Here is a 23,454-nt window from a genome sequence, read left to right as displayed (position 1 = left end):
CGAGCGGTTATTCACGTTTCGAATGCCCGGAATGCCCCACAAGCGCCGCAGGCAGGGGGCCAGGCCAGGAATAGCGCGGCCTGCAGCTGGTATAAAAGTGAACGACACCCCCCATAACTTGTAGTTATAGATTTTTAAAACTCCATAAATTCTTGAAGGCCTCGCCGTTCGCCTGCAAAATGCCGCGCCCCGCCCCATTCGAGCGGGTTTTGTGCTGATCCGCCCTCACCCGCGTGCCATCCGCAGTGCGCCGGTCCATCAAAAAGATCACGCAGGAGAATTGAAGTGCACATCGGTGTTCCTCTCGAGACCCATGCCGGCGAGACGCGGGTAGCCGCTACTCCCGAAACCATCAAGAAGCTGATCGGCCAAGGCCATCAGGTGACTGTACAGAGCGGTGCTGGCGTGAATGCCAGCCTGCCCGACCACGTCTATGAAGTGGTCGGTGCCAATATCGGCGATGCCGCCACCGTGTTCGGTGCCGACCTGATCCTCAAGGTCCTGGCCCCGAGCGATGCCGAGCTGGCGCTGATGAAGTCCGGCGCGGTGCTGGTTGGCATGCTCAACCCGTTCTGCAACGAAACCATCGCGCGCATGGCCGCCCGTGGCATCACCGCCTTCGCCCTGGAGGCCGCCCCGCGTACCTCCCGCGCGCAGAGCCTGGACGTGCTCAGCTCGCAGGCCAACATCGCCGGCTACAAGGCCGTGATGCTGGCGGCCAACCACTATCCGCGCTTCATGCCGATGCTGATGACCGCCGCCGGTACCGTGAAGGCCGCCCGCGTGCTGATCCTCGGCGCCGGTGTTGCCGGCCTGCAAGCCATCGCCACCGCCAAGCGTCTGGGTGCGGTGATCGAGGCCTCGGACGTACGTCCGGCCGTTAAGGAGCAGATCGAGTCGCTCGGCGCCAAGTTCGTCGATGTGCCGTTCGAGACCGACGAAGAGCGCGAATGCGCCCAGGGCGTTGGCGGCTATGCCCGTCCGATGCCGGCGTCGTGGATGCAGCGTCAGGCCGGTGCCGTGCACGAGCGCGCCAAGCAGGCCGATATTGTCATTACGACGGCTCTCATTCCTGGTCGTAAGGCACCGACGCTTCTTCATGCGAGCACAGTTGAAGAGATGAAGCCGGGCTCGGTGGTCATCGACCTGGCCGCTGCCCAGGGTGGCAACTGCCCGCTGACGGTCGCCGACCAGGTGGTGGTCAAGCATGACGTGACCATCGTCGGCTACAGCAACCTGGCGGCCCTGGTGCCGGCGGACGCCTCGGCCCTGTATGCACGCAACCTGCTGGACTTCCTCAAGCTGGTCATCGACGGCGAAGGCAAGTTCCACCTCAACCTGGAAGACGACATCGTTAGCGCGTGCCTGATGTGCCGCGATGGCAACGTCGTTCGCAGCAACGGCTAAGGAGTAGAGACATGGAACTGATTTCCCCAAGCATCTACAACCTGATCATCTTCGTGCTGGCCATCTACGTGGGCTACCACGTGGTGTGGAACGTCACCCCGGCCCTGCACACCCCGCTGATGGCGGTAACCAACGCCATTTCCGCGATCGTCATCGTCGGCGCCATGCTGGCCGCCGCCCTGACCGAAACCGTGCTGGGCAAGTCCATGGGCACCCTGGCCGTGGCCCTGGCCGCGGTCAACGTGTTCGGTGGCTTCCTGGTCACCCGGCGCATGCTGGAAATGTTCAAGAAGAAGGCGCCGAAAGCGCCGGTGGAGAAGCACTGATGAGCATGAACCTGATCACCCTTCTCTACCTGGTCGCCTCGATCTGCTTCATCCAGGCGCTGAAAGGCCTGTCGCACCCGACTTCGTCGCGCCAGGGCAACCTGTTCGGCATGATCGGCATGGCCATCGCCGTGGTCACCACCGTGTTCCTGGTGTTCAAGCTGGGCTCGGAAATGACCGAAGGCGGCGCCGCCAAGGGCTTGGGCTTCGTGCTGGTCGGCCTGCTGGTCGGCGGCACCGCCGGTTCGATCATGGCCAAGCGCGTCGAGATGACCAAGATGCCGGAACTGGTCGCCTTCATGCACAGCATGATCGGTCTGGCCGCCGTGTTCATCGCCATCGCCGCCGTGGTGGAGCCGCAATCGCTGGGTATCGTCGCGCATCTGGGCGATGCGATTCCGGCCGGTAACCGCCTGGAACTGTTCCTCGGCGCGGCCATCGGTGCCATCACCTTCTCCGGTTCGGTGATCGCCTTCGGCAAGCTGTCGGGCAAGTACAAGTTCCGCCTGTTCCAGGGCGCTCCGGTGCAGTTCAAGGGTCAGCACCTGATCAACCTGGTGATCGGCCTGACCATCCTCGGCCTGGGCCTGGTGTACATGTTCACCGGCAACCTGCAGGCGTTCGCGGTGATGCTGGCCCTGGCCTTCATCATCGGCGTGCTGATCATCATCCCGATCGGCGGTGCCGACATGCCGGTCGTGGTGTCGATGCTCAACAGCTACTCGGGCTGGGCGGCGGCCGGTATCGGTTTCTCGCTGAACAACTCGATGCTGATCGTTGCCGGTTCGCTGGTGGGTTCGTCCGGTGCCATCCTCTCGTACATCATGTGCAAGGCGATGAACCGTTCGTTCTTCAACGTGATCCTCGGTGGTTTTGGTGGCGCAGCTGAAGCTGCCGGTCCGGCCGGTGCCCAGGAAGCCCGCCCGGTGAAGTCGGGTTCCTCCGACGACGCCGCCTTCCTGCTGACCAACGCCGACACCGTGATCATCGTTCCGGGCTACGGCCTGGCGGTAGCCCGTGCCCAGCACGCGCTGATGGAGCTGGCCGAGAAGCTGACCCATCGCGGCGTGACCGTGAAGTACGCGATCCACCCGGTTGCCGGTCGTATGCCTGGCCACATGAACGTCCTGCTGGCCGAGGCCGAAGTGCCTTACGAGCAGGTGTTCGAGATGGAAGACATCAACTCCGAGTTCGGCCAGGCCGACGTGGTGCTGGTGCTGGGCGCCAACGACGTGGTCAACCCGGCCGCTAAGAACGATCCGAAGTCGCCGATCGCCGGCATGCCGATCCTCGAGGCCTACAAAGCCAAGACCGTGATCGTCAACAAGCGCTCGATGGCCAGCGGCTACGCCGGCCTGGACAACGAACTGTTCTACCTGGACAAGACCATGATGGTCTTCGGCGACGCCAAGAAGGTCATCGAAGACATGGTCAAGGCCGTCGACTAAGACGCCTTGTTCCAGCAACGAAAAACCCGGCCTCGAGCCGGGTTTTTTGTTTCCCCCGCCAGCACAGCCGGCGCCTGGCGCGAGCGGTACAGTTGTGCTAGAACTCGAACTGCTGCAGCACAATTCCATCCGGCTGTGACTACAACGGCCACGCGCCAACCCCCACCATGGACTGCCATAACCCCCACACCCGTGGGAAGGACGCATCGCCATGGAACGCTCACTGCCCCGTACCCAGCCCGCCGAACTTACCAACCGGCCCACGCCGGCCGCCTGGCCGCTGCGCCTGCTCGCCGCCCTGCTGCTCTGGCAACAGCGAGCCCACACCCGCCGCCAGCTGGCACAGCTGGATGAACGCCTGCTGGCCGACGCCGGCATCTCCGCGGCCGAGCGCCACGCCGAGCTGGGCAAGCCGTTCTGGCGCTGAACGCGCCCGCAAGCTGTCCGGCAGGCAGCTGCGGGCCGATGAGCCGCCACTGGCCCCGGTCATTCTCGTCCGCCGATAAAAACGGCCAGCCACGGCTTCATGCGCTGGGCTCAAACAGCCTCAGCCAGCATGGCTCAATGCGCGAGCAGCTGGCGATAGACGCCGGTCATCTGCGCGCCCATGCGCTCGGCGGTGAATAGCTGCCAATAGCGCTGCTCGGCTCGCCGCCCCATCTCGGCGGCCTGCTGCGGGTTGTCCCACAGCATATCCAGCGCCGCGCGCAATGCCGGCGCATCGGCCGGGGGCACGGTCCAGCCGGTCTCGCCGGACTGGTTGATGAACGAGGTGCCGGTGCCGATCTCGCAGGAAACCATCGGCTTGCCGAACATGGCCGCCTCCAGCAGGGAGATGCCGAAGGCTTCCGAGCGCAGGTGCGAGGGAAACACGAAGGCCGTGCACAGCTGCAGCAACGCCGCTTTGTCATCCTCATCGACACGCCCGACAAAGTGCAGGTGGTTCAGCCCGAGCACCTTGGCCTGGGCGAGCAGCTCCTGCTCCAGCGGCCCGCAACCGACTATCACGATGGGGTAATTCGCGCCTCGGGCCGCCTCGAGGAGCACATGCAGGCCTTTGTAGTAGCGCATGACCCCGACGAAGAGAAAGAACCGCGGCCCGCAACGCTCGGCCCAATACTGCAGGCGCTGCGCCCCCGGCACGGGGAAAGCCGCCTTGTCCAGGCCATAGGGAATGACCTCGACCTTGTCCCGGTAGTGCTGCAGCACCTCGCTGGTTTCCAGGTAGTTGGGCGAGGCGGCGATGATCCGCCCGGCCTTGTCGAGAAAGCGGCGCATCAACGGGCGATACAGGCGCAACAGCTGCTTCTGGCGGACGATGTCCGAGTGGTAGGACACCACATAGGGCTTGTCGATGCCGGCCGCCAGATGCAGCAGATCCATGAAGGGCCAGGGAAAGTGGTAATGCACGATGTCCGCCTGCGCGGCCAGGGCCTTCAGGCGCCCCAGCGCGCTGTAGGAGAAGCCGGTGGACGCCAGCTGCAGATCGAGCTTGGCCCGGTGCACCCGGTGGTTGCCCACCGTCAGCTGCGCCGGCCGGGGATCGGCACTCAGCGTCAGCACCTCGTTCTCCACGCCATGGGCCCCGGTGCTCTGGCACAGCTGGTAGATGACCTGTTCGATGCCGCCAACGGTCTCCGGCAGGTAGGTCTTGAAGAAATGCAGGACGCGCATCAGGCCTTCACCGCCTCCCGGTATACGCTCGCGGTGATTTGCGCGCAGCGCTGCCAGGAATAGGCCTGCGCCCGCAGCAGCCCGGCCTCGCGCAGTGCCAGCCAGCGGGCCTGATCGTCGATCAGCAGCTGGATGGCCGCAGCGCACGCCACGTCGTCCAGCGGGTCGATGTACAGGCCGGCGTCCCCCGCCACCTCCGGCAGTGCCGAACTCCGGCTGAGGATCACCGGCGTGCCGCTGGCCATGGCCTCCAGCACCGGCAGGCCAAAGCCCTCATACAACGAAGGAAACAGCAACAGACGGGCCCCGGCGAACAGCTCGGCCAGAGCGCTGTCGTCCTGATAACCGAGCAGGCGCACCTGCCCGCCAGCCAGGGCCCGCTGCAAGGGCTCCGCCAGCTGCTCCGCGCGCCAGCCCGGCATCCCCGCCAGGACCAGCGGATAATGCTCGCGCAGTGCAGCCGGCAAGCGCTCATAGGCACGCAGGGCCAGCTGCAGGTTCTTGCGCGGCTCCAGAGTACCGACACACAGCAGGTAGCGATCCGGCTGCAGGCCCAGCGTGGCCAGGCGCGCGGCCAGTTGCTCCGGCGCGCGCGGGTGAAAACGCGCCGCGCAGCCCAGGGGGGCGATGACGACCCGTTCGGCCGGCACGCCGTAATGAGCGCACACCTCGTCGGCAATGAACTGCGAGTCGACCAGGATGCGCTGCGCCCGCTCGACCCCGCCCGCCGCATGCCGCTCGATCGCGGCGAGGCGGTCGGCCGGCTGCGTCTGCGGGTAATGCACATGGGTCAGGTCGTGCAGGGTCATGACCATCGGCCCGTCGAACTCGAACGGCCACAGGCTGGGTTCGTGGTAAAGATCGGCGCACGCCGCCTTGCGACTGAAACGCCGCTGCTCGACCAGCCGGCGCAGGGCATAGGCATTGGGCACGCCGCGCTTCACCAGCGCGCTCAGGCGGGAGTAACCGGGCAACGCTGCGGCCGGCAGCTGCGCCTGCCAGTTCCAGCCGTTGAACAGCTGCGGCTCGAACTCGGGGTCCGTGGCCAGCGCACGCACCAGCTCGACCAGGTACTGGCCGATGCCGGTGCGCGGCGCGCGCAGAATCGAGGCGTTAAAAGCGACCGATATGGACATCGGAACCAGCGGCATGCTCAATGACTTGAGGTGCACCGGTATGCCTACGCACCCGCCCGATCAACTGCGCGGCCGAATCCTTCCAGGACAACCAGGACCACTGGCTCAGACAGGTCGGCGCAGGAAATTTCCCGCTCTCTTCGAAACGCCGCACCAGGCGACACAGCGATTCGGGCTCGGACAGGCCGAAATAGGCCATGGAGTCGCCACCAATCTCGCGGAACACCGGGATATCGCTGGCCATGGCCGGCAGGCCACGCTGCATGGCCTCGACCAGCGGCAGACCGAAGCCTTCGACATAGGACGGGAAGACCAGGGCGCGCGAGTGGCTGTAGCAGTGTTCGAGCTCGCGATCGCTGAGGTCGTTGAACATGAACAGGCGTTTATTCAGCTGGGGATGCTGCCTGATCCGCTCGATCAGCTTTTCAGTCTTCCAGCCGATCTTGCCGACAAAGCACAGCGCCACGTCACTGCCCTCGTCCCACAGCCGCTCGAAAGCGTTGAGCAGATAGACATGGTTCTTGCGCGGCTCGATGGTACTGACCATCAGGTACACCGAATGCGCCCTGCACATCCGCCGCACCTCCTGGCGTACCACCGCCCCCGGATGGGCCCGATCCAGTTCGCTGCCCAGGTGGAAATGATCGAACCAGCGTTGCTCGGCCATGTCGCGCCCCAGACGCCATTGCACCTCGCTGCGCACCTGGTCGCTGATGGTCTGCGAGATGGCGATGAAGCCATCGGCCGTGCGGGCGATCCAGTCGAACCACTGCTCGAAGACGCGAACCAGGCCTTCATCGCAGAACTGCGGGTGGGTCAGCGGAATCAGATCGTAGATCACCGAAACGATACCCACGCCCTCCCGCTGCAGGCGCTCGGCCACCGGAAAGAAGTCGGCGTGCCAGGAGGAATCCAGCAGCACCAGCACATCGCCGGGCTGGCAGGCCATTTCTACCGCGCGGGCCTTGTCCACATAATTCAAGGACACCTGTGCCAGCACTTTCTGCGGCACCGCCAGGCAGAAGCTGAGGGCCTTGCAGGGCAGGCGTAAAAGGAAGCGCAGCACGGGTGAATGGTGCAACGGCCATTTGCGCTCGCGCTGCCCATAAGCCAGCCAGATCCGCTGGCGCAGCCGCCCCAGGCGATCATGGGTCAATGACAGCCAGGCCTGGCAGCGACTCAACCAGCGGCCACCACGGGCCGGGCTGAGCTGCGTCACGCCGTAGACCTTGTCGTTCTTCAGGATGACCGGCACACACTGTGTATCGTCATCCAGCGCGCCCAGGTTATTGACGATGTTGCGCACTACCCGCTGGATACCCGAGTTGTCCTGGGGATGCTCGTAAACGTAGGTGCACTCAATGAGAAAACGCATGGGGTTCTCGCAAAAAAGGGGACTCAGGCCGGCTGTGGCAGGCGCTGGATGCTGATATCGGCATCCAGCGAGGCGCAACCGACGAAATCGGGCTTGTTGATGTTGATCACGTGGAACACCAGGGCGAAATCGCGCCACTCGTAGTTGGTGTCCAGGTGCGAGTCGAAGCGCGACAAGGACAAGGCAATCGAATAATTGCCCTTGCCCAGATTCGCCGGAAAGGCGAAGCGATAGACGATGTGCTCGCCCGCCGAAAGGTTCTCCAGCTCGCGGTGCAGGCGGTGGGTGTTGATGCCATAGATCGCCTGGCCCATGCGATCCTTGATCATGAAGCCGAGCACCAGACGAGTGATTGGCGCACGCACCTCGACCGTTACCTCCAGCGTGGCGCGACTGCCGACCTCCAGCACTTCGACGCGCTGCCCCTGGGCATTGAGCAAGGCAATGTCGCTGAAGCCCGCTTCACCAGTGCCGGAAATGGTGCGGACCTTGCCGTTGTCCAGACGCTCCTGACGAACCGTCTGCTGCTCCTTCTCCGCAATCATCGCGCTGTAGAAGTCCATCACCTCTTCCGGGGCACCTTCCAGCGCCAGGCGGCCATGGGCCAGCAGGATCGCGCGGTCGCACAGGTTCTGGATGGCCTGGCGGTCATGCGACACGATCAGCAGCGTGGTGCCGGCCTTACGGAATTCGCGGATGCGATCAAAGCTCTTGTGCTGGAAATAGGCGTCACCCACCGACAGCGCTTCATCGACGATCAACACATCCGGACGCCGCGCGGTGGCCACGCTGAACGCCAGGCGCATCTGCATGCCGCTGGAATAGGTGCGAACCGGCTGATCCATGTACGGGCCGATCTCGGCGAAGGCCTCGATCTCGGGCATCAGCCCCTGCAGCTCCTCCATGCTCAGCCCCAGCAGCTGGCCGGCCATGAACACGTTCTGCCGACCGCTGAAGTCCGGATGGAAGCCCATGCCCAGCTCGAGCAGTGCCGCCACTCGCCCCTGCATATGGATCTGCCCGCTACTCGGCTGGGTCGTGCCGGTAATCATCTTCAGCAGGGTGCTCTTGCCCGCGCCGTTGATCCCGATGATGCCCAGCGCTTCACCGGGATTGACGCTGAACGAGACATCCTGCAGTACCCACTTCAGTTGGTGGCGCGGCCTGGAGAAGGGGATCAGCCATTCGGCCAGGCGCGCCCAGCGGCTGGGGTATTGCTTGTAGGCCTTGCCCAGTTGAGCAACTTGAATGCTACCCATCAGAGTTCATCCACCATTTCACCGGAACGCTTGCGGAACAGGCGCATGGCCAACAGACAGAGCACGCCAGCCAGCAGCGCGGACGGCCAGAGTGTCGACCACAGCGGCCACTGGCCATAGACGAAGATGCCCTGGTAGGCAGAAATCAGCGGCCCCATGGGGTTGGCTTCGATCAGCGGGCGGATACCCTCGGGCAGGATCGACGCCGGATAGACGATCGGCGTGAGCCAGAACCAGAACTGCAGGAAGATGCCGACAAACTGCCCGACATCGCGGAAGAACACATTGAGCACCCCGAGAAGGATCCCCAGGCCGATGGAAAAGGCGATCTGGATCAATAGCACCGGAACCACCCCCAGCACCGCCCAGCCCGGAAAGTTCTGCGTCACCAGCAAGAAGCCGAGAAACAGCGCAAAGATGATGGCGAAGTTCAGGCTCGCGTTCAGCACCACGATCAAAGGCAGGCAGATACGCGGGAAGCTGAGCTTCTTGATCAGATTGGCGTGTTCCAGAAACACCGACTGGCTGCGCCCGATGACCTCGGCGAAGAACCCCCAGGCCAGGATCCCGGCGCACAGGTAGATGCCGTAGGCCAAACCATTGTCCACGCCGGGCAGGCGGGCCTGCATCAGCTGGGAGAAAATCACCGTGTAGACGATGATCATCGACAGCGGATTGAGGATCGTCCATGCCGCGCCGAACAAGGAGTTGCGGTAGCGCGTCTGAAACTCACGCTGGACGCTGCCCAGCACGAAACCGCGGTAACTCCATACCGCGCGAGCCATACCCAGCGCCATCAGTGCACCCTGCCGTACTGGTCTTCGAAACGAACGATGTCATCCTCGCCCAGGTACTCGCCGCTCTGCACCTCGATCATCACCAGATCGATCACCCCGGGGTTTTCCAGGCGATGCTTGTGCCCTGCGGGGATAAAGGTCGACTCGTTGCTGTTGATCAGGCGCGGTTCGCCACCGTTGACCACCTTGGCCATGCCCTGCACCACGATCCAGTGCTCGCTGCGATGATGGTGCATCTGCAGCGACAGCGCCGCGCCAGGCTTCACCACGATGCGCTTGATCTTGAAGCGACAGCCCTCTTCGAGCACGGTGTAAGTACCCCAGGGACGCGACACCGTGCGGTGCAGGCGATAGGCCTGGTGATTCTCCAGTTTCAGCCGTTTAGCCACCTGGCCTACCTGCTGCGCACGGTCGGCATGCGCGACCAGAATCGCATCGGGCGTCTCGACCACGATCAGGTCGTCGACCCCGACCGTGGCGACCAAGCGGCCCTGGCTCTGCACGTAGGTATTGCGGCTATCGATGAACAGGGCATCGCCTTGCGCGCGGTTGCAGTCGGCATCCGCCGCCACCAGTTCACGCAGGGCCTTCCACGAGCCGATATCGCTCCAGTCGAATTGCGCCGGTACCACCGCCACCCGCGCGGAGCGCTCCATCACCGCATAGTCGATGGAGATGTCCGGCAATGCCGCAAAGCTGGCCCCCTGCAGTTCCTGCATCAGCCCACCGGCATTGGTCTGCAGGGGGCTGTGTTCGATGCACACGCGCGCCTGCTCGAGCAGCTCGGGAGCATGGGCCTGCAACTCGCAGATCAGGCTGCCGGCAGTGAAACAGAACATGCCCGAGTTCCACAGGAAGCGACCGCTGTCGAGGTACTCCTGGGCTGTCACGCTGTCCGGCTTCTCGACAAAGCGCTGCACCTGGCAACCACCCAGCTCATCCAACGCAGCACCGGCCTCGATATAGCCGAAACCGGTCTCCGGAGCAGTCGGGCGCACGCCGTAGGTCACCAGATAGCCCAGCTCGGCCAGCTGCACCGCATGCTCGGTAGCCGCCTTGAAGCCCGCCAGGTCATGAATCAGATGATCCGCGGCCATCACCACCAGCACCGCATCGTCACCATGCTCGGCGGCCAGGGCCAGGGCGGCAACCGCCAGCGCTGGCGCCGTGTTGCGCCCCTGCGGCTCCAGCAGAAAACGCGCCCGGCACCCCGCCAGCTTGGCCTCGGCAAAGTGATCCTTGCTCTCGAAGTAGTGCTCGCGGTTGGTCACCGTGACGATCTCGCCGCCCGTGCCAAGCAGCCCGGCGGCGCGCAGGTAGGTCTTCAGCAGCAGGGACTGGCCATCCGGCAGGCGCATGAAGGGCTTGGGATGATCCTCACGCGATACCGGCCACAGGCGGGTACCGGCACCACCGGAAAGAATGACGGGAACGATCATGCGCCTTACTCCTTGCCGACGCGGCGCAGATCCGCTTCAACCATCATCTCGATCAGGGTGGCGAGGCTGGTTTTCGGCTGCCAGCCCAGTTTGCCCTCGGCCTTGGCCGGGTTGCCCAGCAACACTTCGACCTCGGCCGGGCGGAAGAACTGCGGGTCGATGACCACATGCTCTTCATAGTTCAGCCCCACGTGGGCAAAAGCCAGCCGGCACATGTCCCGCACCGTGGTGGTGACACCGGTGGCCACCACGTAGTCGTCGGCCTGCTCCTGCTGCAGCATCAGCCACATGGCCTCGACATAGTCGCCGGCAAAACCCCAGTCGCGCTTGGCGTCGATGTTGCCCAGGCGCAGCTCGCGCTGCTTGCCGAGCTTGATCCGCGCCACCGCGTCGGTGACCTTGCGGGTGACGAACTCGATGCCGCGCAGCGGCGACTCGTGGTTGAACAAGATGCCGCTGGAGGCATGCAGCCCGAAGCTCTCGCGGTAGTTGACGGTGATCCAATGGCCATACAGCTTGGCCACCCCATAGGGGCTGCGCGGGTAGAAAGGGGTATTCTCGTCCTGCCGTTCGGCCTGGATCAGGCCGAACATCTCGCTGGTCGAGGCCTGGTAGAAGCGGGTTTCCGGGCTGAACTGGCGAATGGCCTCCAGCAGATGGGTCACGCCCAGACCATCGACGATGCCGGTGGTGACCGGCTGATCCCAAGAACTGCCGACAAAACTCTGCGCGCCGAGGTTGTAGACTTCCTGCGGCTTGGCCTTGATCACCGCGCGCTGGATGGAGCAGGCATCGGCCAGATCGCCTTCGATGTAGCGGATCTGGTTCTCGATCCCCAGCTCGCGCAAACGCCAGCGGGTATCCGAGCTGCGCCGCGCCACCAGGCCATGCACCTGGTAATCCTTTTCCAGCAGCAGTTTGGCCAGATAAGCACCATCTTGGCCGGTCAGGCCGGTAATCAAAGCAACTTTGGACATTTTTATAGTTCTCTTGCTTCCCAGTCAGAGAGCACGCTCTGCAGGGTCTCCGTGATTGAAATGCTGGGCTTCCAGCCGGTGTCTTGTTGTAGTTTTTCAGCACTGCCGACGACCCGGCGCTGATCTGCAGGACGCAAGCGTGAGGGGTCTTGAACGAGATCAACGCTCACTCCCGCCAGCCTGGCCATCTGCATGATCAACTCGCGAACCGTGCGTTCCACTCCCGAGCACAGGTTGTAGATTTCACCACTTCGCCCATGTTCCAACAGGGCGAAGTAAGCAGAAATCACATCGCGTACATCAAGAAAATCCCGGGTGACGTCAATATCGCCAACCTCCAGGGTTAATCGTTGCGCCCCCGCGCCGGCACCAACAATCTGCTGCGCCATGCTGGGCACCACGAAACTTGCCGCCTGGCCGGGGCCAATGTGGTTGAACGGGCGGGCAATCAGCATGCGCCAGCCTTCGGCATACCCCCACTGCTGGCACAGCAACTCCGCGGCAACCTTGCTCACCGCGTAAGGGTTGCGCGGCTTCGGTGCCAAAGCCTCGGTGATCGGCAAGTCCGCCTCGGCGACCTGCCCATAAACATCACCGGAGCTGACAAACAGGAAGGTGCCGTTGAACCCGGCACGCTTGAGGGCCAGCAGCAAATTCAGCGTGCCGAGCAGGTTGACCTGCAGCGTATGCGCCGGGTCCTTGAAGGCCGCCGGTACGAAGGTCTGCCCCGCTAGGTGAATTACCGCATCCGGTACACCCGCCTGCAGCCAGGCATCCAGGGAGGCGGGATCAAGCAAGTTGTGCGGTTTCGCCGCCAGCAGCTGCCAGGTTTCGCTGCACGCTATTGCTTGCTGCAAATGCCCGCCGACAAAACCACTGAGTCCGGTAACCAATAGGGTCTTCAAGAGAGCGTACCCATCGAGTCCTTTAGCCACAGCTCCGTCAAATCAACCAGCCAGGCGGTCACAGCCCCCACTGTCAGCCCCGCCAGGATTTCCAGGCGGCTGTGCCCCATGCGCTCGCGCAGTGGCCGGCCGACAGAACGAACTTCATTGATCGCCTGGGCATGCAGCCCGACCTGACGCCGCAAGCTGTTGGCATCGAGCAACACGATAAACGCCAGGGTAATGGCCACACCGAAAGCCGGCTCGGCAATCCCCTCGCGCAGCGCGATCAATGCAACCATGCTGGCCACGATCGCACTGTGGTTGCTGGGCATCCCGCCGTAACCGATCAGATCAAATGCCAGGCGCCTGGCCCGCAGGGTGTTGATGGCAAACTTGATGCACCCCGCACATAGCCAGGCGCAGAAAGGCGTAGCCAGGTAAGCAAATTCCATCTTCATACAGGGCTGCTCGGCCAAATCGCGTAAGCGCTTACGCCACCCCAGACAACCACGGTGAGCAGCAGCTGCCAGTCGCTCAACAGGGCATCGGTAGGCGATTCGCCGGCCTCCTTCGCCTCGACGATGAACCAGTAGCGATACAGGCCATACAGCACCAGCGGAATGGTCATAACCATTTCCGGGCGCGCGGTCATAACAAACAGGCTGTAGAACAACAGCGCGCCGGTGGCCGCCATTTCGGCATACCGGTCGATCAGCTGCGGCGTGTAATGCTGCAGCACTTCGCGGCTTTCCGAACCGTTGCTGGTCAGTTCCTGGCGCCGCTTTACCGCAGCCAGATAGAGCGCCAGGCACAGGGTCGTGACGAACATCCAGGATGATACCGGCACGGCAAGGGCGGTAGCGCCGGCATAGACCCGCAGGACGAAACCCATGGCAATGGTGAAGATATCGATGACCGGCTGGTGCTTGAGCACGAAGGTGTAGGCCAGATTGAGCAACATGTAGCCCAGCACCACGTAGACCACAGCCGGCAGCAGCACCCAGGCGATGCCCAGCAGCCCATAGAACACCAGAAGCAATACCACGGCCGATGACACGCCGACCTGGCCGGATGCCAGAGGACGTTTTTTCGACTTGAGAGGATGGCGTCGATCACGCTCGATATCGTGCAGATCGTTGACGATATAGGTGGCTGAAGAGGCAATACAGAAAATCAGCGTAGCCAGCAGCACCTTCTCAATCGACGCGATATTGAGAAACTCCCCGGCAAAAATCAGGGGGGCGATAACGAATACGTTCTTCACCCACTGGCGAGGACGTATCAAGGTCAACAACCCTCCGGCGAGAACTAGAGGGGAGCGCGGCACTGCGGTAGCATGCATGCCATTGGCCTCGGATGGCTTATTGGAATTGTTATGAAATTTGCGGCTATCTACGCACTATTGGCGGCGATTGCGACAGCAATCAACATTTTTGCACAGGCGTTCTCAATTTGGATCTATTCCGGATTCGCCAGCATCGCCCTGTCCATGGTGATCGGCACCGGAGCCGGACTGATTGTTAAATATGTTCTCGATAAGCGCTACATTTTTCGCTTTAAAGCCGAGAACGTCGCCCATGATGGCCGAATCTTCCTGCTCTACAGCCTCATGGGCGTGTTCACCACGGTGATCTTCTGGAGCACCGAGCTCACCTTCCACTTCATCTTCCAGTCTGCCGAGCTGCGCTACCTCGGCGGCATCATCGGTCTGGCCATTGGCTACCTGACCAAGTACGAGCTGGACAAACGCTTCGTCTTTCGCACACCAGGAGCCGCGTGATGCGCATCAACGGCTGGGGCCGCTACCCGACCATCGAGGCAAATCTGCTGCAACCGGCAACGCTCAGCGCCGCCAGGGACAACCTGACCGGGCTTGCCAGCCTGATTCCCCGTGGCATGGGTCGCAGCTATGGCGACAGCGCCCTGGCCGAACAGATTGTCGGCACTAGACAGCTCCGCCACTTGCGCAGCTTCAACGAAAACAGCGGACAGCTCGATTGTGATGCCGGCATCAGCCTGGGCGAGCTGCTCGACGTGTTCGTTCCGCGCGGCTGGTTTATACCGGTCACTCCGGGAACCAAGCTCGTCAGCATCGGCGGTGCCATTGCCAGCGATGTGCATGGCAAGAACCATCACCTGCACGGCTGCTTCAGCGAATGTGTCGACAGCATCGAGCTGCTGTTGGCCGATGGCTCGCCGATCCGCTGCTCGCGCAGCGAACACCCCGAACTGTTCCATGCCACCTGTGGCGGCATGGGCCTGACCGGGCTGATTGTCGGCGCCCGACTGCGCCTCAGGCGGATTGAAAGCACACATATCGAACAAACCACATACAAGGCCGCCAATCTGGAAGAGGTGGTGGCACTGTTCGACACGCACAGCGCCGCCACCTATTCCGTCGCCTGGATCGACTGCCTGGCCAGCGGCAAGGCACTGGGCCGCTCGCTCCTGATGCTTGGCGAACACGCCCGCGACGGCGAGCTGTCACTCGCCCCCAAGCCAACCCTGAGCATCCCGCTCGACATGCCGTCGATCCTGCTGAACCGTTATTCCGTGCAGGCATTCAACGAGCTCTATTACCAGCGCATTCGCCAGGCCGAGTCGCAGCAACGAGTCGGTTACGAGAGCTTCTTCTATCCCCTGGACGGCATCCAGCAGTGGAATCGCCTCTATGGCAAACGGGGCTTTCTGCAGTATCAGTTCGTCATCCCCAAGACAGTGGGGCTGGAAGGCTTGCGCGCCATCCTGCAGCGCATTGCAGCGTCCCGACGCGGCTCCTTCCTCGCCGTGCTCAAGGCATTCGGTGCCGCCAACAACAACCTGCTGTCGTTCCCTGCCGAAGGCTACACCCTGGCTCTGGACTTCAAATACGAAGCCGGCTTGCTGGAGCTCCTCAGCGAGCTGGATGCCATGGTACTGGCCTATGGCGGGCGCCTCTATCTCAGCAAGGACGCCCGCATGAGCGAAGCCACGTTCAAACACAGCTACCCGAACTGGACACAGTTTCAGGAAACTCGTGCGCGCTATGGTGCGCTGCATAAATTTGCATCCCTGCAATCCCGCAGACTCGGCCTGGACTAACCCCATGCAGAAAATACTCATCATCGGCGCCACTTCGGCGATTGCCGAGGCCGTTGCCCAGCGCTTTGCGGCCCAGGGCCGCACTCTCTATCTGTTGGCCCGCAATCAGGAGCGCCTGCAAATGCTCGCCGCGGACCTGAAGGTACGAGGGGCCAGCGAAGTATTTCAGGGTGAATTCGACGCCAATGACTTCGCCAGCCACGCCGAGCGACTCAAGAAAGTAGTGACTGACATGGGCGGGCTGGACACCGTTCTGATCGCCCACGGCACCCTTGGGGACCAGAAAGCCTGCGAGGCGGACGTCCAGAAGACGCTTGCCGAGCTCAACACCAATGCAATCAGCGCGATCTCCCTGCTCACCCATTTGGCCAATCACTTCGAGCAACAGCGTCATGGCACCATCGCGGTGATCGGCTCGGTGGCCGGCGATCGCGGGCGACAGTCCAACTACGTCTACGGCACGGCCAAGGGTGCGCTGGGGATATTCCTGCAAGGGCTGCGCAATCGCCTACACAAGAGCGGCGTGCAGGTGCTGACCATAAAGCCCGGTTTCGTCGACACCCCCATGACTGCGGCTTTTCCCAAGGGGCCACTCTGGGCCAACCCGGAGAAGATCGCTGGCGATATCGAAAAAGCCATTGAGAAGAGACGCAATGTGCTTTATACGCCAGGATTTTGGTGGCTGATCATGTTCATAATCAAATCCATACCCGAGGCTACTTTCAAGCGTGCCTCGCTCTGACATCCCATAATTCAGAACTATAAAAGGGACAGTACATGGTTTTATCTCAAAGTAACGCGGCCTATCGATTTCTCGTGGCTGCGCTTTTCACACTAGGCACAATCCATACCATTACCTACTGGTTCTACCAACCAGACGACGCATTCATCTATCTGGTCTATGTAAAGAACCTCATCAGCGGTAACGGCCTAACGTTCAACGGCGAGCTGGTCGAGGGCTTCTCCAGTCTGAGCTGGACGCTGCTTAGCGCCTGGCTAGCGTCGGCCGGCCTAGATCCGCTACAGGGAGCCAAAGTCCTAGGCGTCAGTAGTTATCTGGCAACGGCTCTCTTGTTGATCATCATTCAACGGAACGTCATACCATCAACGAAGTACTGGCAACGCCTAGGACTGCTGTTGATGTTCTTTTCCTTCCCACTTCTGGCACTCTGGGCGCCAGCCGCCATGGAAGGAATACTGTATGCATTACTGATCACCGCCAGCTGCTATGCATACTTTCTGGCCAGTGACAGCCATTCGTTAAAACATTATTTTTCCGCTGGACTGCTTTTCGGCCTTCTTGCCGTCACTCGCCCCGAAGGAGCAGCTTTCATTGGGGCGATCTTTGCCTATGAAACCAGCCGCAAAGCTCTGAAAAAGGAACTTTCCTGGATCGGCATACTGCTCACGCTACTTGTTTTTGGCAGCATCCTCGCAGCGTTGTTATTCTGGAGAAATACAACTTTCGGCGAGCTGTTTCCCACTACCGTATCGGCCAAAACCGGCAATCTTCATGAGCAGATCAAGCATGGCGCGGGTTATGTTGCCCGCTTTACGCTCGATTACTTCTATTTAGTCATTCCTTATCTGCTGGCAACTATCCTGCTTCTTGCCCGAGGCGGACGGGAAGGCTGGTGGGCGTGGCTCTCGCTAATTTATATCGGTGGTTACACCTCATTTAATCTGCTGGTGGGTGGCGACTGGATGATCGGCTATCGCTTCATGATGCCAATCACCCCTCTTTTGATTTCCGTACCAGCCTTGGCCATACAGAACGCCCAGCTTGGCTCCAAGCTGGGGCCTATCTGCTTCGCCATATACTCCATCTGGCTGTCAAGTCAGCTTCACGCCGTCGCCGTCGCCGAGCGACTGGCAACAGAAGGCGATATCATTATGGGTAAGCACATTGCCTCAATGAATTTACCTGCTGACAGCAAGATTGCAGTAGTAGACGCCGGAGCCATACCGTACTTTTCTGGACTACCAACCATTGACATGGTAGGACTAAACAACAAGCACATCTCAAAAGTACCTGGAGGTTTCATGGCGAAATGGGACAATGAATATGTCCTATCGCAGAAGCCAAAAGTTATACAACTGCACACCTATACCGACCCGACCAGTAAAGATCTACTGCCTTCCGAAGACTTCCGAGGTGCTCAGCTGCTGTTCTACACTGAGGAGTTTCAACGCTGGTATGAGATTGACCCTACATCAATCATTCCCCACTTGTTTATCCGGCGAGATGAACCACTACAGCCCGACACCGATTTCTATAATTTTCAGGCCAAGGCACACCTTAACAATGAAAAATCCCGCCTGACTTTAAGCCTAAAAAAAACCGGCAATGGTATCTGGCCCATCAACACCACCGGAGAAAGTTCTGTCAGCTGGCAAATAATGATCGGCGACAATGCTGGTAAAAATATAGTTCATGAAATAATCACTCTTCCGAACAGCATGAAAAAAGACGACACCGCCACCGTCACGGTTGACATACCCCAAGCCAGAGAAGGTAATTATCGAATCTTGGCCTGCCCCCTACTACACAAGGCACTAAAATTCCCCCAGTGCAATTCCGGCTTCGCTATCGATCTGCCACTTGAGACCCAGAAGACACCGGTGTTCGGAACCACCTCGTTCAAAGACCCTCGTTTGAGCTTCACGGGCTGGTCGACCCCCGAAGGCACGCATCTATGGAGCCTTGGTACCCGCTCCTCGATACGTTTTACCTTAAAGAACTCCTCTGCACTTAAAGGCCGGCTTTCGCTGCAAGTCGCATCTTTTGGCTTACAGAAAGTAAACATCCACCTGAATCAAGCACAGGTATTCAATGGACAGTTGAACGGGGAGATGCAAATTGAGACATCCCATGCCCCCTATGTCGAAGGTGAGAACTTGCTCGAAATAGACACGCCGGACGCACAGGCGCCTAGTGCCAATGATGCACGCCTGCTCGGGCTCGCACTCCGCAACCTGCAGATCAAGTAAGACAATCTCGGCCTGCCTGCGACGCCCAACTCAAGCATTTACCTTGAAGAGGGCAGCGCCGCATCGCTCTCGATGCGGCGCACACGGGACATTTTCGATAGAAACGGCGCTTCCACAAAAGCGTAGGTAAGGGATGACAACAATAGGGTCAACGGAATGGCGATCAACAGTATGGTTATCTTGGTTGCTTCCGTCTCGACCAATAGCAACCAAATAATTGGCCAATGCCACAAGTACAGACTGTAACAACGCTCGCCAAGAAATACGCACCAACGCGAGCAGAAGAGGCGCTTGAGGAAGCTATCGCGGGGTGATGTCAAAAGCAGAATTACCGCCGCCGAAAGCAACAACGCCAGCGATTGCTGCCAGAAGAAATAGGCAATTTCGCGCGGACGCCCCAACACCACCAAGAGCAAGAGAGCTAGCGCACACAAAGACAGGAAAGCATGCCACTCCCCACGGACTGCACGCTCACGCAGCGCTCCAAAACCTAGCGCCAGAATTCCGCCCACCACAAAAGCATCCATTCGGGTCTCAAGGGCATAATACAAGCGCGACCACGGGACCTCCTGGCTGATCAAGTAGTATCGCCAGAGCATCGCCGCCACTGCAAGTAGAGCAAGCAGCACCAGTATATGAACAGACCGTAGACGCGCCGCCAAAGCCAACGAGAACAGCACCGGCCACAACAGATAGAACTGTTCCTCGACCGAGAGCGACCACGTATGTCCAAACATGCTCGGATATACGTAATCGTATATTTTTGTCCAGTTCGAATAATAAAAGATTGATGCGACTGCATCCTTGGCAACGGGCGTGATGTCATCGACACACCACCACGCAACAAACAAGCTCGACAGCACCACAACTAACAGCGCCGGATACAGGCGCAGTAGGCGCCGCTTCCAAAAGCTCAGCAGAGCCACTGAGCCCGTCTTTTCTATACCTCGCAGCAAAATGGACGTAATCAGAAATCCAGAGATAACAAAAAAGATATCCATCATGATTGGCGCGCCTGGGAACCACGCCAGATTGACATGCGCAACGATCACGCCCATGGCCATTACACCGCGCAAGCCATCCAGAGCCGGAAAATAACTGTCCTGTCTAACTTCACGCTTAACCACATCGACTCCTGCAATATAGAATCTCTTCGATTCGAAACGCTGGTCTCACGGCGCAGCTTTACCACCTTCGCTCAGGCGCGTAATAGTGCAACCGCTATCCTGGCTCTTGCGTGGAAAACCATCCCAGTCGTAGATTGCCAAGTAGGCTGGAAACATTTCACTGTCACATAACACTCGATAATCCACGCTCCTAGCCGGGAAAACCTGGATCACGCTATGTGCCGACCCACTCCAACGAGCACCAACCGCGGCAAAGTCGGCGAAGAAGTAGGATTCAACACCCGAGTAGCCGAACGAAACGCTGGTATTGGCTGGCAGAGTGGCTATGAATGCCCGAACCTTGTCGATTTCGCTAGCCGGCAAGAAGTCGCGCGCCAGCATGCTTCGGTTCGGCTTGAGCGGATCGAACTCGCCCGTGTTGCGATTGACGTAGTGGCTCAACTGCAACAGCAACAACCCGGCGACCAGTAACCCGCCCCACTTGGGCAGTGGTTTCACCATTGCCGCACTACTTGCCAACGCACCTAGCACTAGTAGCCAGAAGCCGAGATTGAAAGCAAAGTAGTACCACATGTTATGGCCATTCAGAGCCATGGCAATAAAGGCCACACCATAGAGTGACAACAGGCACTCGGTGGCGAAACGACGGTGTAGCAGCAGCTGCAGCAAGGGTATGCCCAATAACATCAGCAGCAGCGTCCAGCCAGGACGCCCGCCCATGACGGCCGAACCTAACTTGTAGGCAAACTGGAATTGCATGTCCTGCCAAAAACCATGGATGTGCTTGACCACATACAAACCGTAACCCAGCACACCTAATAGCGCGATAACTAGCGCCAGCAATTCCCAGGAGCCGATCACCAGGCTTTCCCGGCGCAATATCTTCCAGCCCACCAATACCCCGTACGGCAGCAGAAAATACACGGCGTTGAAGTGTACGGTCGCACTGAGTAGCACTAACGCCAAGCCCAAGGCATAACGGCCCTTCAGCGCGGCGAACAAGGAAAACATGAAGAGCAGGCTATACAGCGACTCCATGCGGGCAATATTGGAAATCGCCAGCGAATAGGGCGATAGGAATGCCATCAACATGAGCAGTAGACCAAGATGGCGACGCCACCCCTGCAAGCTATGCCGTAGCACTAGTAGTGCGACCGCTCCTCCACCCAAGTAGAGCAAACAGGAGACCCAGCGCGATATTTCGAAGCTGTAGCCAAACAGCTTGTAGACCGCCGCCAGCAGCAACATGAAGCCCGGCGGCATCCACATTACAACGCGCTCACTGTTCAGCCCGTAAACATAGAAGCTGCCCGTACGGCTGAATTCGAAAGCCTGTGAGATGAAGGCCGTCTCATCATTCCAAGGGATCGGGAACTCCATACCCAGCGCCAGTCGGACAAACAATACGACACCCGCGAACAACAACATGCTAGCAGTCGTAAACAGCGCATCCGGAGACAACAACAGGGCCCGGCGAAGCTCACTCATCAAAAGGTTTCCGCGCAATGATGGCCTGACTCTTGGGCATAGCGTCATCCAGAGCCCGTTTGATGCGCGGGCCATCCGGCGTAGACAACAGCAAATTCCAAGTTTGCGTCCAACTTTGCAGAAGAGGATGCCAAGGGGGGCTTAGATCCTGCTTACAGGCCCAAAAGAAGAACCACCAGAGCGACCAATAGAATCCGTAGCTGGTCCGGCGCTCGATCACCAGTCCAGCTTCCACGACAAGGCGCTCGAAGTCAGTCCGCTCGAACACGCGAATATGATTTGGCGGCTCAAAGTAGCTCGGCGGGGCCAGCGTGCGCTGTACGTTTTCACCGACCGGATCGGGGACCGTCAGCAAGAACAGGCATCCAGGCTTGGCTACACGCACCAACTCGCGCATGAAGTCTCGCGGGTCCTCGACATGCTCAAGCACTTCCATCGCAATGACTTTGCTGACGCGATTATCTGCAAGCGGTATTGGCTTGGCATCGGTGACCAGAGGCAAGATAGCGCGGGCCTTCGAGTGTTTCAGCATCTCGCTGACAGCTGCCACCTTGGTTGCGTCAATATCGGCAAAGATCACTTCTGCGCCACGCTCCGCACAAAAATGAGCAAAGGGGCCATCGCCACAGCCTATGTCGAGAATCGAATCTTCCGGATTGATCATGAACCCTTCGAACAGTTCGCCAGTCTCATGGCGAAACCAACCGCTCAGGTAAGTATCCGTCAACGTCGAGTCCATCTCAGCCTCTGGCACAGAGTTGAGTGCTGCTGGAGCAGATCCGGCACTGTCGTGCGGTACTGCAGTACGAGAAAAAATGTTCTTCAGTTTGCTCAGCATGCAGCACCCAATTTCAACATATCCAAAACACCCACTCCCTATGGCAAGCGACCGCTTGGCTAGCCTAAGCCGCTCGCCCCACTGCGGCCATAATTGACCTGCGGCGCGATATCAAGGCCGTGCCATAACGTAATAATGGTCGCTCAATGATGCGAAAGTTGGCGTCCGCCAGAACCAATACCAGCGGAAGTGCCAACAGCATATAAGCCAGCACCGCCTGAAGAGAAAACGTTTGGAAATACTCCAGGCGGTAGAAAAGTTCTTTTACGAACAGGAAGACTGGGATATGGATGATGTAAATACCATATGAGCGGCTGGCCAACCAGAGTAATGGAGTTTTCAGGGGGCCGCGCACCGTCAGCATGTCCATGTTGTATGAGGCCACTGCAACTAGCAGAGCCGACAACGGTGCAATAAAGCTCATGTGATAGAACGTTGGCTGGCGCAACCCGGAGACTGCCGCCATGATCGCCACGCAAGACAGGCCGAGCAGCATGCCACCGACAGATCCCAAGCGCTGCAGCAACGAGGCCCCACGTTGCCACCAAGCTTTTTCACTGGCAATCGCGATCAGAACACCAAAAGCCAGTGCCTCAGTACGAAAAGCCATGGCTAAGGCGGTCGTTTTCGGCTGAAACATTTGCAATACAATCAGAACAATCAGTAACCATGTCAAATTGCGGCGCAACAGGATAGCCAGTAGCGGGAAGGCAAAATAAAATTGTTCCTCCAGCGAAAGGCTCCAATAAACGAAACTGGCACCAACTTCCCCAACGCCATAGTACTCAGCAAAGCGAAAATTCATGTATTTGAACAAACTTGCGCAGGTCGCCGCTACGTTGGCATCCCAAGAGCCGAAAACACCGCTTTGATTCCAGAACAGAACTGCCAGCAGGATGATCGCCAACCACAACCAAGCAGTTGGCCAAAGCCGCCATATGCGCTTCCACCAGAAGTTCACCAAGATTTTGGAGGTGCTACTCGGACTTTCGGCCGCCCTTAGGCGCGGCAACAAATCACGCGCGATCAAGAAACCGGACAATGCAAAGAACATGTCAACACCGAAGCTTCCGCCCACGTACTGCAGCAAGCCGTTCAGTGCTGGGTAAGGCCAGGGAAAGAGCAGGACCAGATGCTGCAACAGAACGAACAGCAGACCGACCGCACGCATCATTTCAAGATCGGTGATTCTCCCGCGCATGCG

22 protein-coding genes are annotated in these 23,454 nt (G+C 59.8%); 8 read left to right on the top strand and 14 right to left on the bottom strand.

The annotated features are described in order from the left end of the window. Window positions 1-285: 285 nt before the first annotated feature. The 4 genes from F3I16_RS02850 to F3I16_RS02835 all read left to right on the top strand — a co-directional run bounded on the left by F3I16_RS02850 (window position 286) and on the right by F3I16_RS02835 (window position 3,608). The gene (locus F3I16_RS02850; RefSeq protein WP_160492241.1) at window positions 286-1,407 is read left to right on the top strand and encodes a Re/Si-specific NAD(P)(+) transhydrogenase subunit alpha; all 1,122 of its coding nucleotides are present in this window, start codon (window positions 286-288) and stop codon (window positions 1,405-1,407) included. A gap of 11 nt (window positions 1,408-1,418) precedes the next feature. Then, window positions 1,419-1,733, top strand: a complete 315-nt coding sequence (locus F3I16_RS02845) for an NAD(P) transhydrogenase subunit alpha (RefSeq protein ID WP_160077203.1) — start codon at window positions 1,419-1,421, stop codon at window positions 1,731-1,733. Then, window positions 1,733-3,181: an NAD(P)(+) transhydrogenase (Re/Si-specific) subunit beta gene (locus F3I16_RS02840; RefSeq protein WP_160492240.1), complete on the top strand. Its 1,449-nt coding sequence runs from the start codon at window positions 1,733-1,735 to the stop codon at window positions 3,179-3,181. The genes F3I16_RS02845 and F3I16_RS02840 overlap by 1 nt, the downstream gene beginning before the upstream one ends. Window positions 3,182-3,392: 211 nt before the next feature. Further along, window positions 3,393-3,608: a DUF1127 domain-containing protein gene (locus F3I16_RS02835; RefSeq protein WP_160492239.1), complete on the top strand. Its 216-nt coding sequence runs from the start codon at window positions 3,393-3,395 to the stop codon at window positions 3,606-3,608. A 134-nt stretch (window positions 3,609-3,742) separates the two neighbouring features. Here F3I16_RS02835 and F3I16_RS02830 read toward each other — a convergent pair whose 3' ends face one another. Genes F3I16_RS02830 through F3I16_RS02785 form a run of 10 tightly spaced genes read right to left on the bottom strand, consistent with a single transcriptional unit; the run spans window position 3,743 to window position 14,067 of the window. Next, window positions 3,743-4,855, bottom strand: coding sequence for a glycosyltransferase family 4 protein (locus F3I16_RS02830; protein ID WP_160492238.1), 1,113 nt, complete (start codon window positions 4,853-4,855; stop codon window positions 3,743-3,745). Continuing rightward, window positions 4,855-5,985, bottom strand: a complete 1,131-nt coding sequence (locus F3I16_RS02825; RefSeq protein ID WP_160492901.1) for a glycosyltransferase family 1 protein — start codon at window positions 5,983-5,985, stop codon at window positions 4,855-4,857. The genes F3I16_RS02830 and F3I16_RS02825 overlap by 1 nt, the downstream gene beginning before the upstream one ends. Continuing rightward, the gene (locus F3I16_RS02820) at window positions 5,969-7,366 is read right to left on the bottom strand and encodes a glycosyltransferase family 1 protein (RefSeq protein WP_160492237.1); all 1,398 of its coding nucleotides are present in this window, start codon (window positions 7,364-7,366) and stop codon (window positions 5,969-5,971) included. The genes F3I16_RS02825 and F3I16_RS02820 overlap by 17 nt, the downstream gene beginning before the upstream one ends. Before the next feature lie 23 nt (window positions 7,367-7,389). Then, window positions 7,390-8,625 carry an ABC transporter ATP-binding protein gene (locus tag F3I16_RS02815; protein WP_160492236.1) on the bottom strand — a complete coding sequence of 412 codons (1,236 nt, stop codon included), beginning with the start codon at window positions 8,623-8,625 and terminating at the stop codon, window positions 7,390-7,392. Next, on the bottom strand, window positions 8,625-9,422 hold the full coding sequence (locus F3I16_RS02810; RefSeq protein WP_160492235.1) for an ABC transporter permease: 798 nt from the start codon (window positions 9,420-9,422) through the stop codon (window positions 8,625-8,627). Before F3I16_RS02810 ends, F3I16_RS02815 begins: the two co-directional genes overlap by 1 nt. Further along, a complete protein-coding gene (locus F3I16_RS02805; protein ID WP_160492234.1) occupies window positions 9,422-10,861 on the bottom strand; it encodes a mannose-1-phosphate guanylyltransferase/mannose-6-phosphate isomerase in 1,440 nt (479 codons plus the stop codon). The genes F3I16_RS02810 and F3I16_RS02805 overlap by 1 nt, the downstream gene beginning before the upstream one ends. Window positions 10,862-10,866: 5 nt before the next feature. Then, on the bottom strand, window positions 10,867-11,838 hold the full coding sequence (gene gmd / locus F3I16_RS02800; RefSeq protein ID WP_160492233.1) for a GDP-mannose 4,6-dehydratase: 972 nt from the start codon (window positions 11,836-11,838) through the stop codon (window positions 10,867-10,869). 2 nt (window positions 11,839-11,840) lie between these two features. Beyond that, window positions 11,841-12,743, bottom strand: coding sequence for a GDP-mannose 4,6-dehydratase (locus F3I16_RS02795; protein WP_160492232.1), 903 nt, complete (start codon window positions 12,741-12,743; stop codon window positions 11,841-11,843). Beyond that, window positions 12,740-13,183 (bottom strand): divergent PAP2 family protein, encoded by a 444-nt coding sequence (locus tag F3I16_RS02790; RefSeq protein ID WP_218573093.1) that lies wholly within the window; start codon window positions 13,181-13,183, stop codon window positions 12,740-12,742. The genes F3I16_RS02795 and F3I16_RS02790 overlap by 4 nt, the downstream gene beginning before the upstream one ends. Further along, window positions 13,180-14,067 carry a decaprenyl-phosphate phosphoribosyltransferase gene (locus tag F3I16_RS02785; RefSeq protein ID WP_160492231.1) on the bottom strand — a complete coding sequence of 296 codons (888 nt, stop codon included), beginning with the start codon at window positions 14,065-14,067 and terminating at the stop codon, window positions 13,180-13,182. Before F3I16_RS02785 ends, F3I16_RS02790 begins: the two co-directional genes overlap by 4 nt. Before the next feature lie 33 nt (window positions 14,068-14,100). Here F3I16_RS02785 and F3I16_RS02780 point away from each other — a divergent pair, with 33 nt between their 5' ends. The 4 genes from F3I16_RS02780 to F3I16_RS02765 are packed head-to-tail and all read left to right on the top strand — an operon-like array spanning window position 14,101 to window position 18,797. Beyond that, on the top strand, window positions 14,101-14,505 hold the full coding sequence (locus F3I16_RS02780) for a GtrA family protein (RefSeq protein WP_160492230.1): 405 nt from the start codon (window positions 14,101-14,103) through the stop codon (window positions 14,503-14,505). Continuing rightward, window positions 14,505-15,806 carry an FAD-binding oxidoreductase gene (locus F3I16_RS02775; RefSeq protein WP_160492229.1) on the top strand — a complete coding sequence of 434 codons (1,302 nt, stop codon included), beginning with the start codon at window positions 14,505-14,507 and terminating at the stop codon, window positions 15,804-15,806. Before F3I16_RS02780 ends, F3I16_RS02775 begins: the two co-directional genes overlap by 1 nt. 4 nt (window positions 15,807-15,810) lie before the next feature. After that, window positions 15,811-16,548, top strand: coding sequence for an SDR family oxidoreductase (locus F3I16_RS02770; RefSeq protein ID WP_160492228.1), 738 nt, complete (start codon window positions 15,811-15,813; stop codon window positions 16,546-16,548). A gap of 35 nt (window positions 16,549-16,583) precedes the next feature. Further along, a complete protein-coding gene (locus F3I16_RS02765) occupies window positions 16,584-18,797 on the top strand; it encodes a glycosyltransferase family 39 protein (protein ID WP_160492227.1) in 2,214 nt (737 codons plus the stop codon). 38 nt (window positions 18,798-18,835) lie between these two features. Here F3I16_RS02765 and F3I16_RS02760 read toward each other — a convergent pair whose 3' ends face one another. The 4 genes from F3I16_RS02760 to F3I16_RS02745 form a co-directional block, all read right to left on the bottom strand. Further along, complete coding sequence (locus tag F3I16_RS02760) at window positions 18,836-19,924, bottom strand: acyltransferase (RefSeq protein WP_160492226.1); 1,089 nt, start codon at window positions 19,922-19,924, stop codon at window positions 18,836-18,838. A 45-nt stretch (window positions 19,925-19,969) separates the two neighbouring features. Beyond that, window positions 19,970-21,412, bottom strand: coding sequence for a glycosyltransferase family 39 protein (locus F3I16_RS02755; RefSeq protein WP_178116637.1), 1,443 nt, complete (start codon window positions 21,410-21,412; stop codon window positions 19,970-19,972). Then, the gene (locus F3I16_RS02750; protein WP_160492225.1) at window positions 21,405-22,250 is read right to left on the bottom strand and encodes a bifunctional 2-polyprenyl-6-hydroxyphenol methylase/3-demethylubiquinol 3-O-methyltransferase UbiG; all 846 of its coding nucleotides are present in this window, start codon (window positions 22,248-22,250) and stop codon (window positions 21,405-21,407) included. The genes F3I16_RS02755 and F3I16_RS02750 overlap by 8 nt, the downstream gene beginning before the upstream one ends. A 64-nt stretch (window positions 22,251-22,314) precedes the next feature. Then, window positions 22,315-23,451: an acyltransferase gene (locus F3I16_RS02745; protein WP_256670095.1), complete on the bottom strand. Its 1,137-nt coding sequence runs from the start codon at window positions 23,449-23,451 to the stop codon at window positions 22,315-22,317. Between the last annotated feature and the right edge of the window lie 3 nt (window positions 23,452-23,454).

The organism is Pseudomonas sp. L-22-4S-12, from assembly GCF_009799935.1.
GTDB lineage: Bacteria > Pseudomonadota > Gammaproteobacteria > Pseudomonadales > Pseudomonadaceae > Aquipseudomonas.
Note: the sequence above shows the minus strand (reverse complement) of the source record. Positions and strands in the feature narration are given on the sequence as shown.

Excerpts from the sequence above, each read along its gene's own strand:
- F3I16_RS02845 (WP_160077203.1), top strand. The coding sequence starts at position 1,419 with ATGGAACTGATTTCCCCAAGCATCTACAACCTGATCATCTTCGTGCTG.
- F3I16_RS02840 (WP_160492240.1), top strand. The coding sequence starts at position 1,733 with ATGAGCATGAACCTGATCACCCTTCTCTACCTGGTCGCCTCGATCTGC.
- F3I16_RS02835 (WP_160492239.1), top strand. The coding sequence starts at position 3,393 with ATGGAACGCTCACTGCCCCGTACCCAGCCCGCCGAACTTACCAACCGG.
- F3I16_RS02830 (WP_160492238.1), bottom strand. The coding sequence starts at position 4,855 with ATGCGCGTCCTGCATTTCTTCAAGACCTACCTGCCGGAGACCGTTGGC.
- F3I16_RS02820 (WP_160492237.1), bottom strand. The coding sequence starts at position 7,366 with ATGCGTTTTCTCATTGAGTGCACCTACGTTTACGAGCATCCCCAGGAC.
- F3I16_RS02815 (WP_160492236.1), bottom strand. The coding sequence starts at position 8,625 with ATGGGTAGCATTCAAGTTGCTCAACTGGGCAAGGCCTACAAGCAATAC.
- F3I16_RS02810 (WP_160492235.1), bottom strand. The coding sequence starts at position 9,422 with ATGGCGCTGGGTATGGCTCGCGCGGTATGGAGTTACCGCGGTTTCGTG.
- F3I16_RS02805 (WP_160492234.1), bottom strand. The coding sequence starts at position 10,861 with ATGATCGTTCCCGTCATTCTTTCCGGTGGTGCCGGTACCCGCCTGTGG.
- gmd (WP_160492233.1), bottom strand. The coding sequence starts at position 11,838 with ATGTCCAAAGTTGCTTTGATTACCGGCCTGACCGGCCAAGATGGTGCT.
- F3I16_RS02790 (WP_218573093.1), bottom strand. The coding sequence starts at position 13,183 with ATGAAGATGGAATTTGCTTACCTGGCTACGCCTTTCTGCGCCTGGCTA.
- F3I16_RS02785 (WP_160492231.1), bottom strand. The coding sequence starts at position 14,067 with ATGCATGCTACCGCAGTGCCGCGCTCCCCTCTAGTTCTCGCCGGAGGG.
- F3I16_RS02780 (WP_160492230.1), top strand. The coding sequence starts at position 14,101 with ATGAAATTTGCGGCTATCTACGCACTATTGGCGGCGATTGCGACAGCA.
- F3I16_RS02775 (WP_160492229.1), top strand. The coding sequence starts at position 14,505 with ATGCGCATCAACGGCTGGGGCCGCTACCCGACCATCGAGGCAAATCTG.
- F3I16_RS02770 (WP_160492228.1), top strand. The coding sequence starts at position 15,811 with ATGCAGAAAATACTCATCATCGGCGCCACTTCGGCGATTGCCGAGGCC.
- F3I16_RS02765 (WP_160492227.1), top strand. The coding sequence starts at position 16,584 with ATGGTTTTATCTCAAAGTAACGCGGCCTATCGATTTCTCGTGGCTGCG.
- F3I16_RS02755 (WP_178116637.1), bottom strand. The coding sequence starts at position 21,412 with ATGAGTGAGCTTCGCCGGGCCCTGTTGTTGTCTCCGGATGCGCTGTTT.
- F3I16_RS02750 (WP_160492225.1), bottom strand. The coding sequence starts at position 22,250 with ATGCTGAGCAAACTGAAGAACATTTTTTCTCGTACTGCAGTACCGCAC.
- F3I16_RS02745 (WP_256670095.1), bottom strand. The coding sequence starts at position 23,451 with ATGCGCGGGAGAATCACCGATCTTGAAATGATGCGTGCGGTCGGTCTG.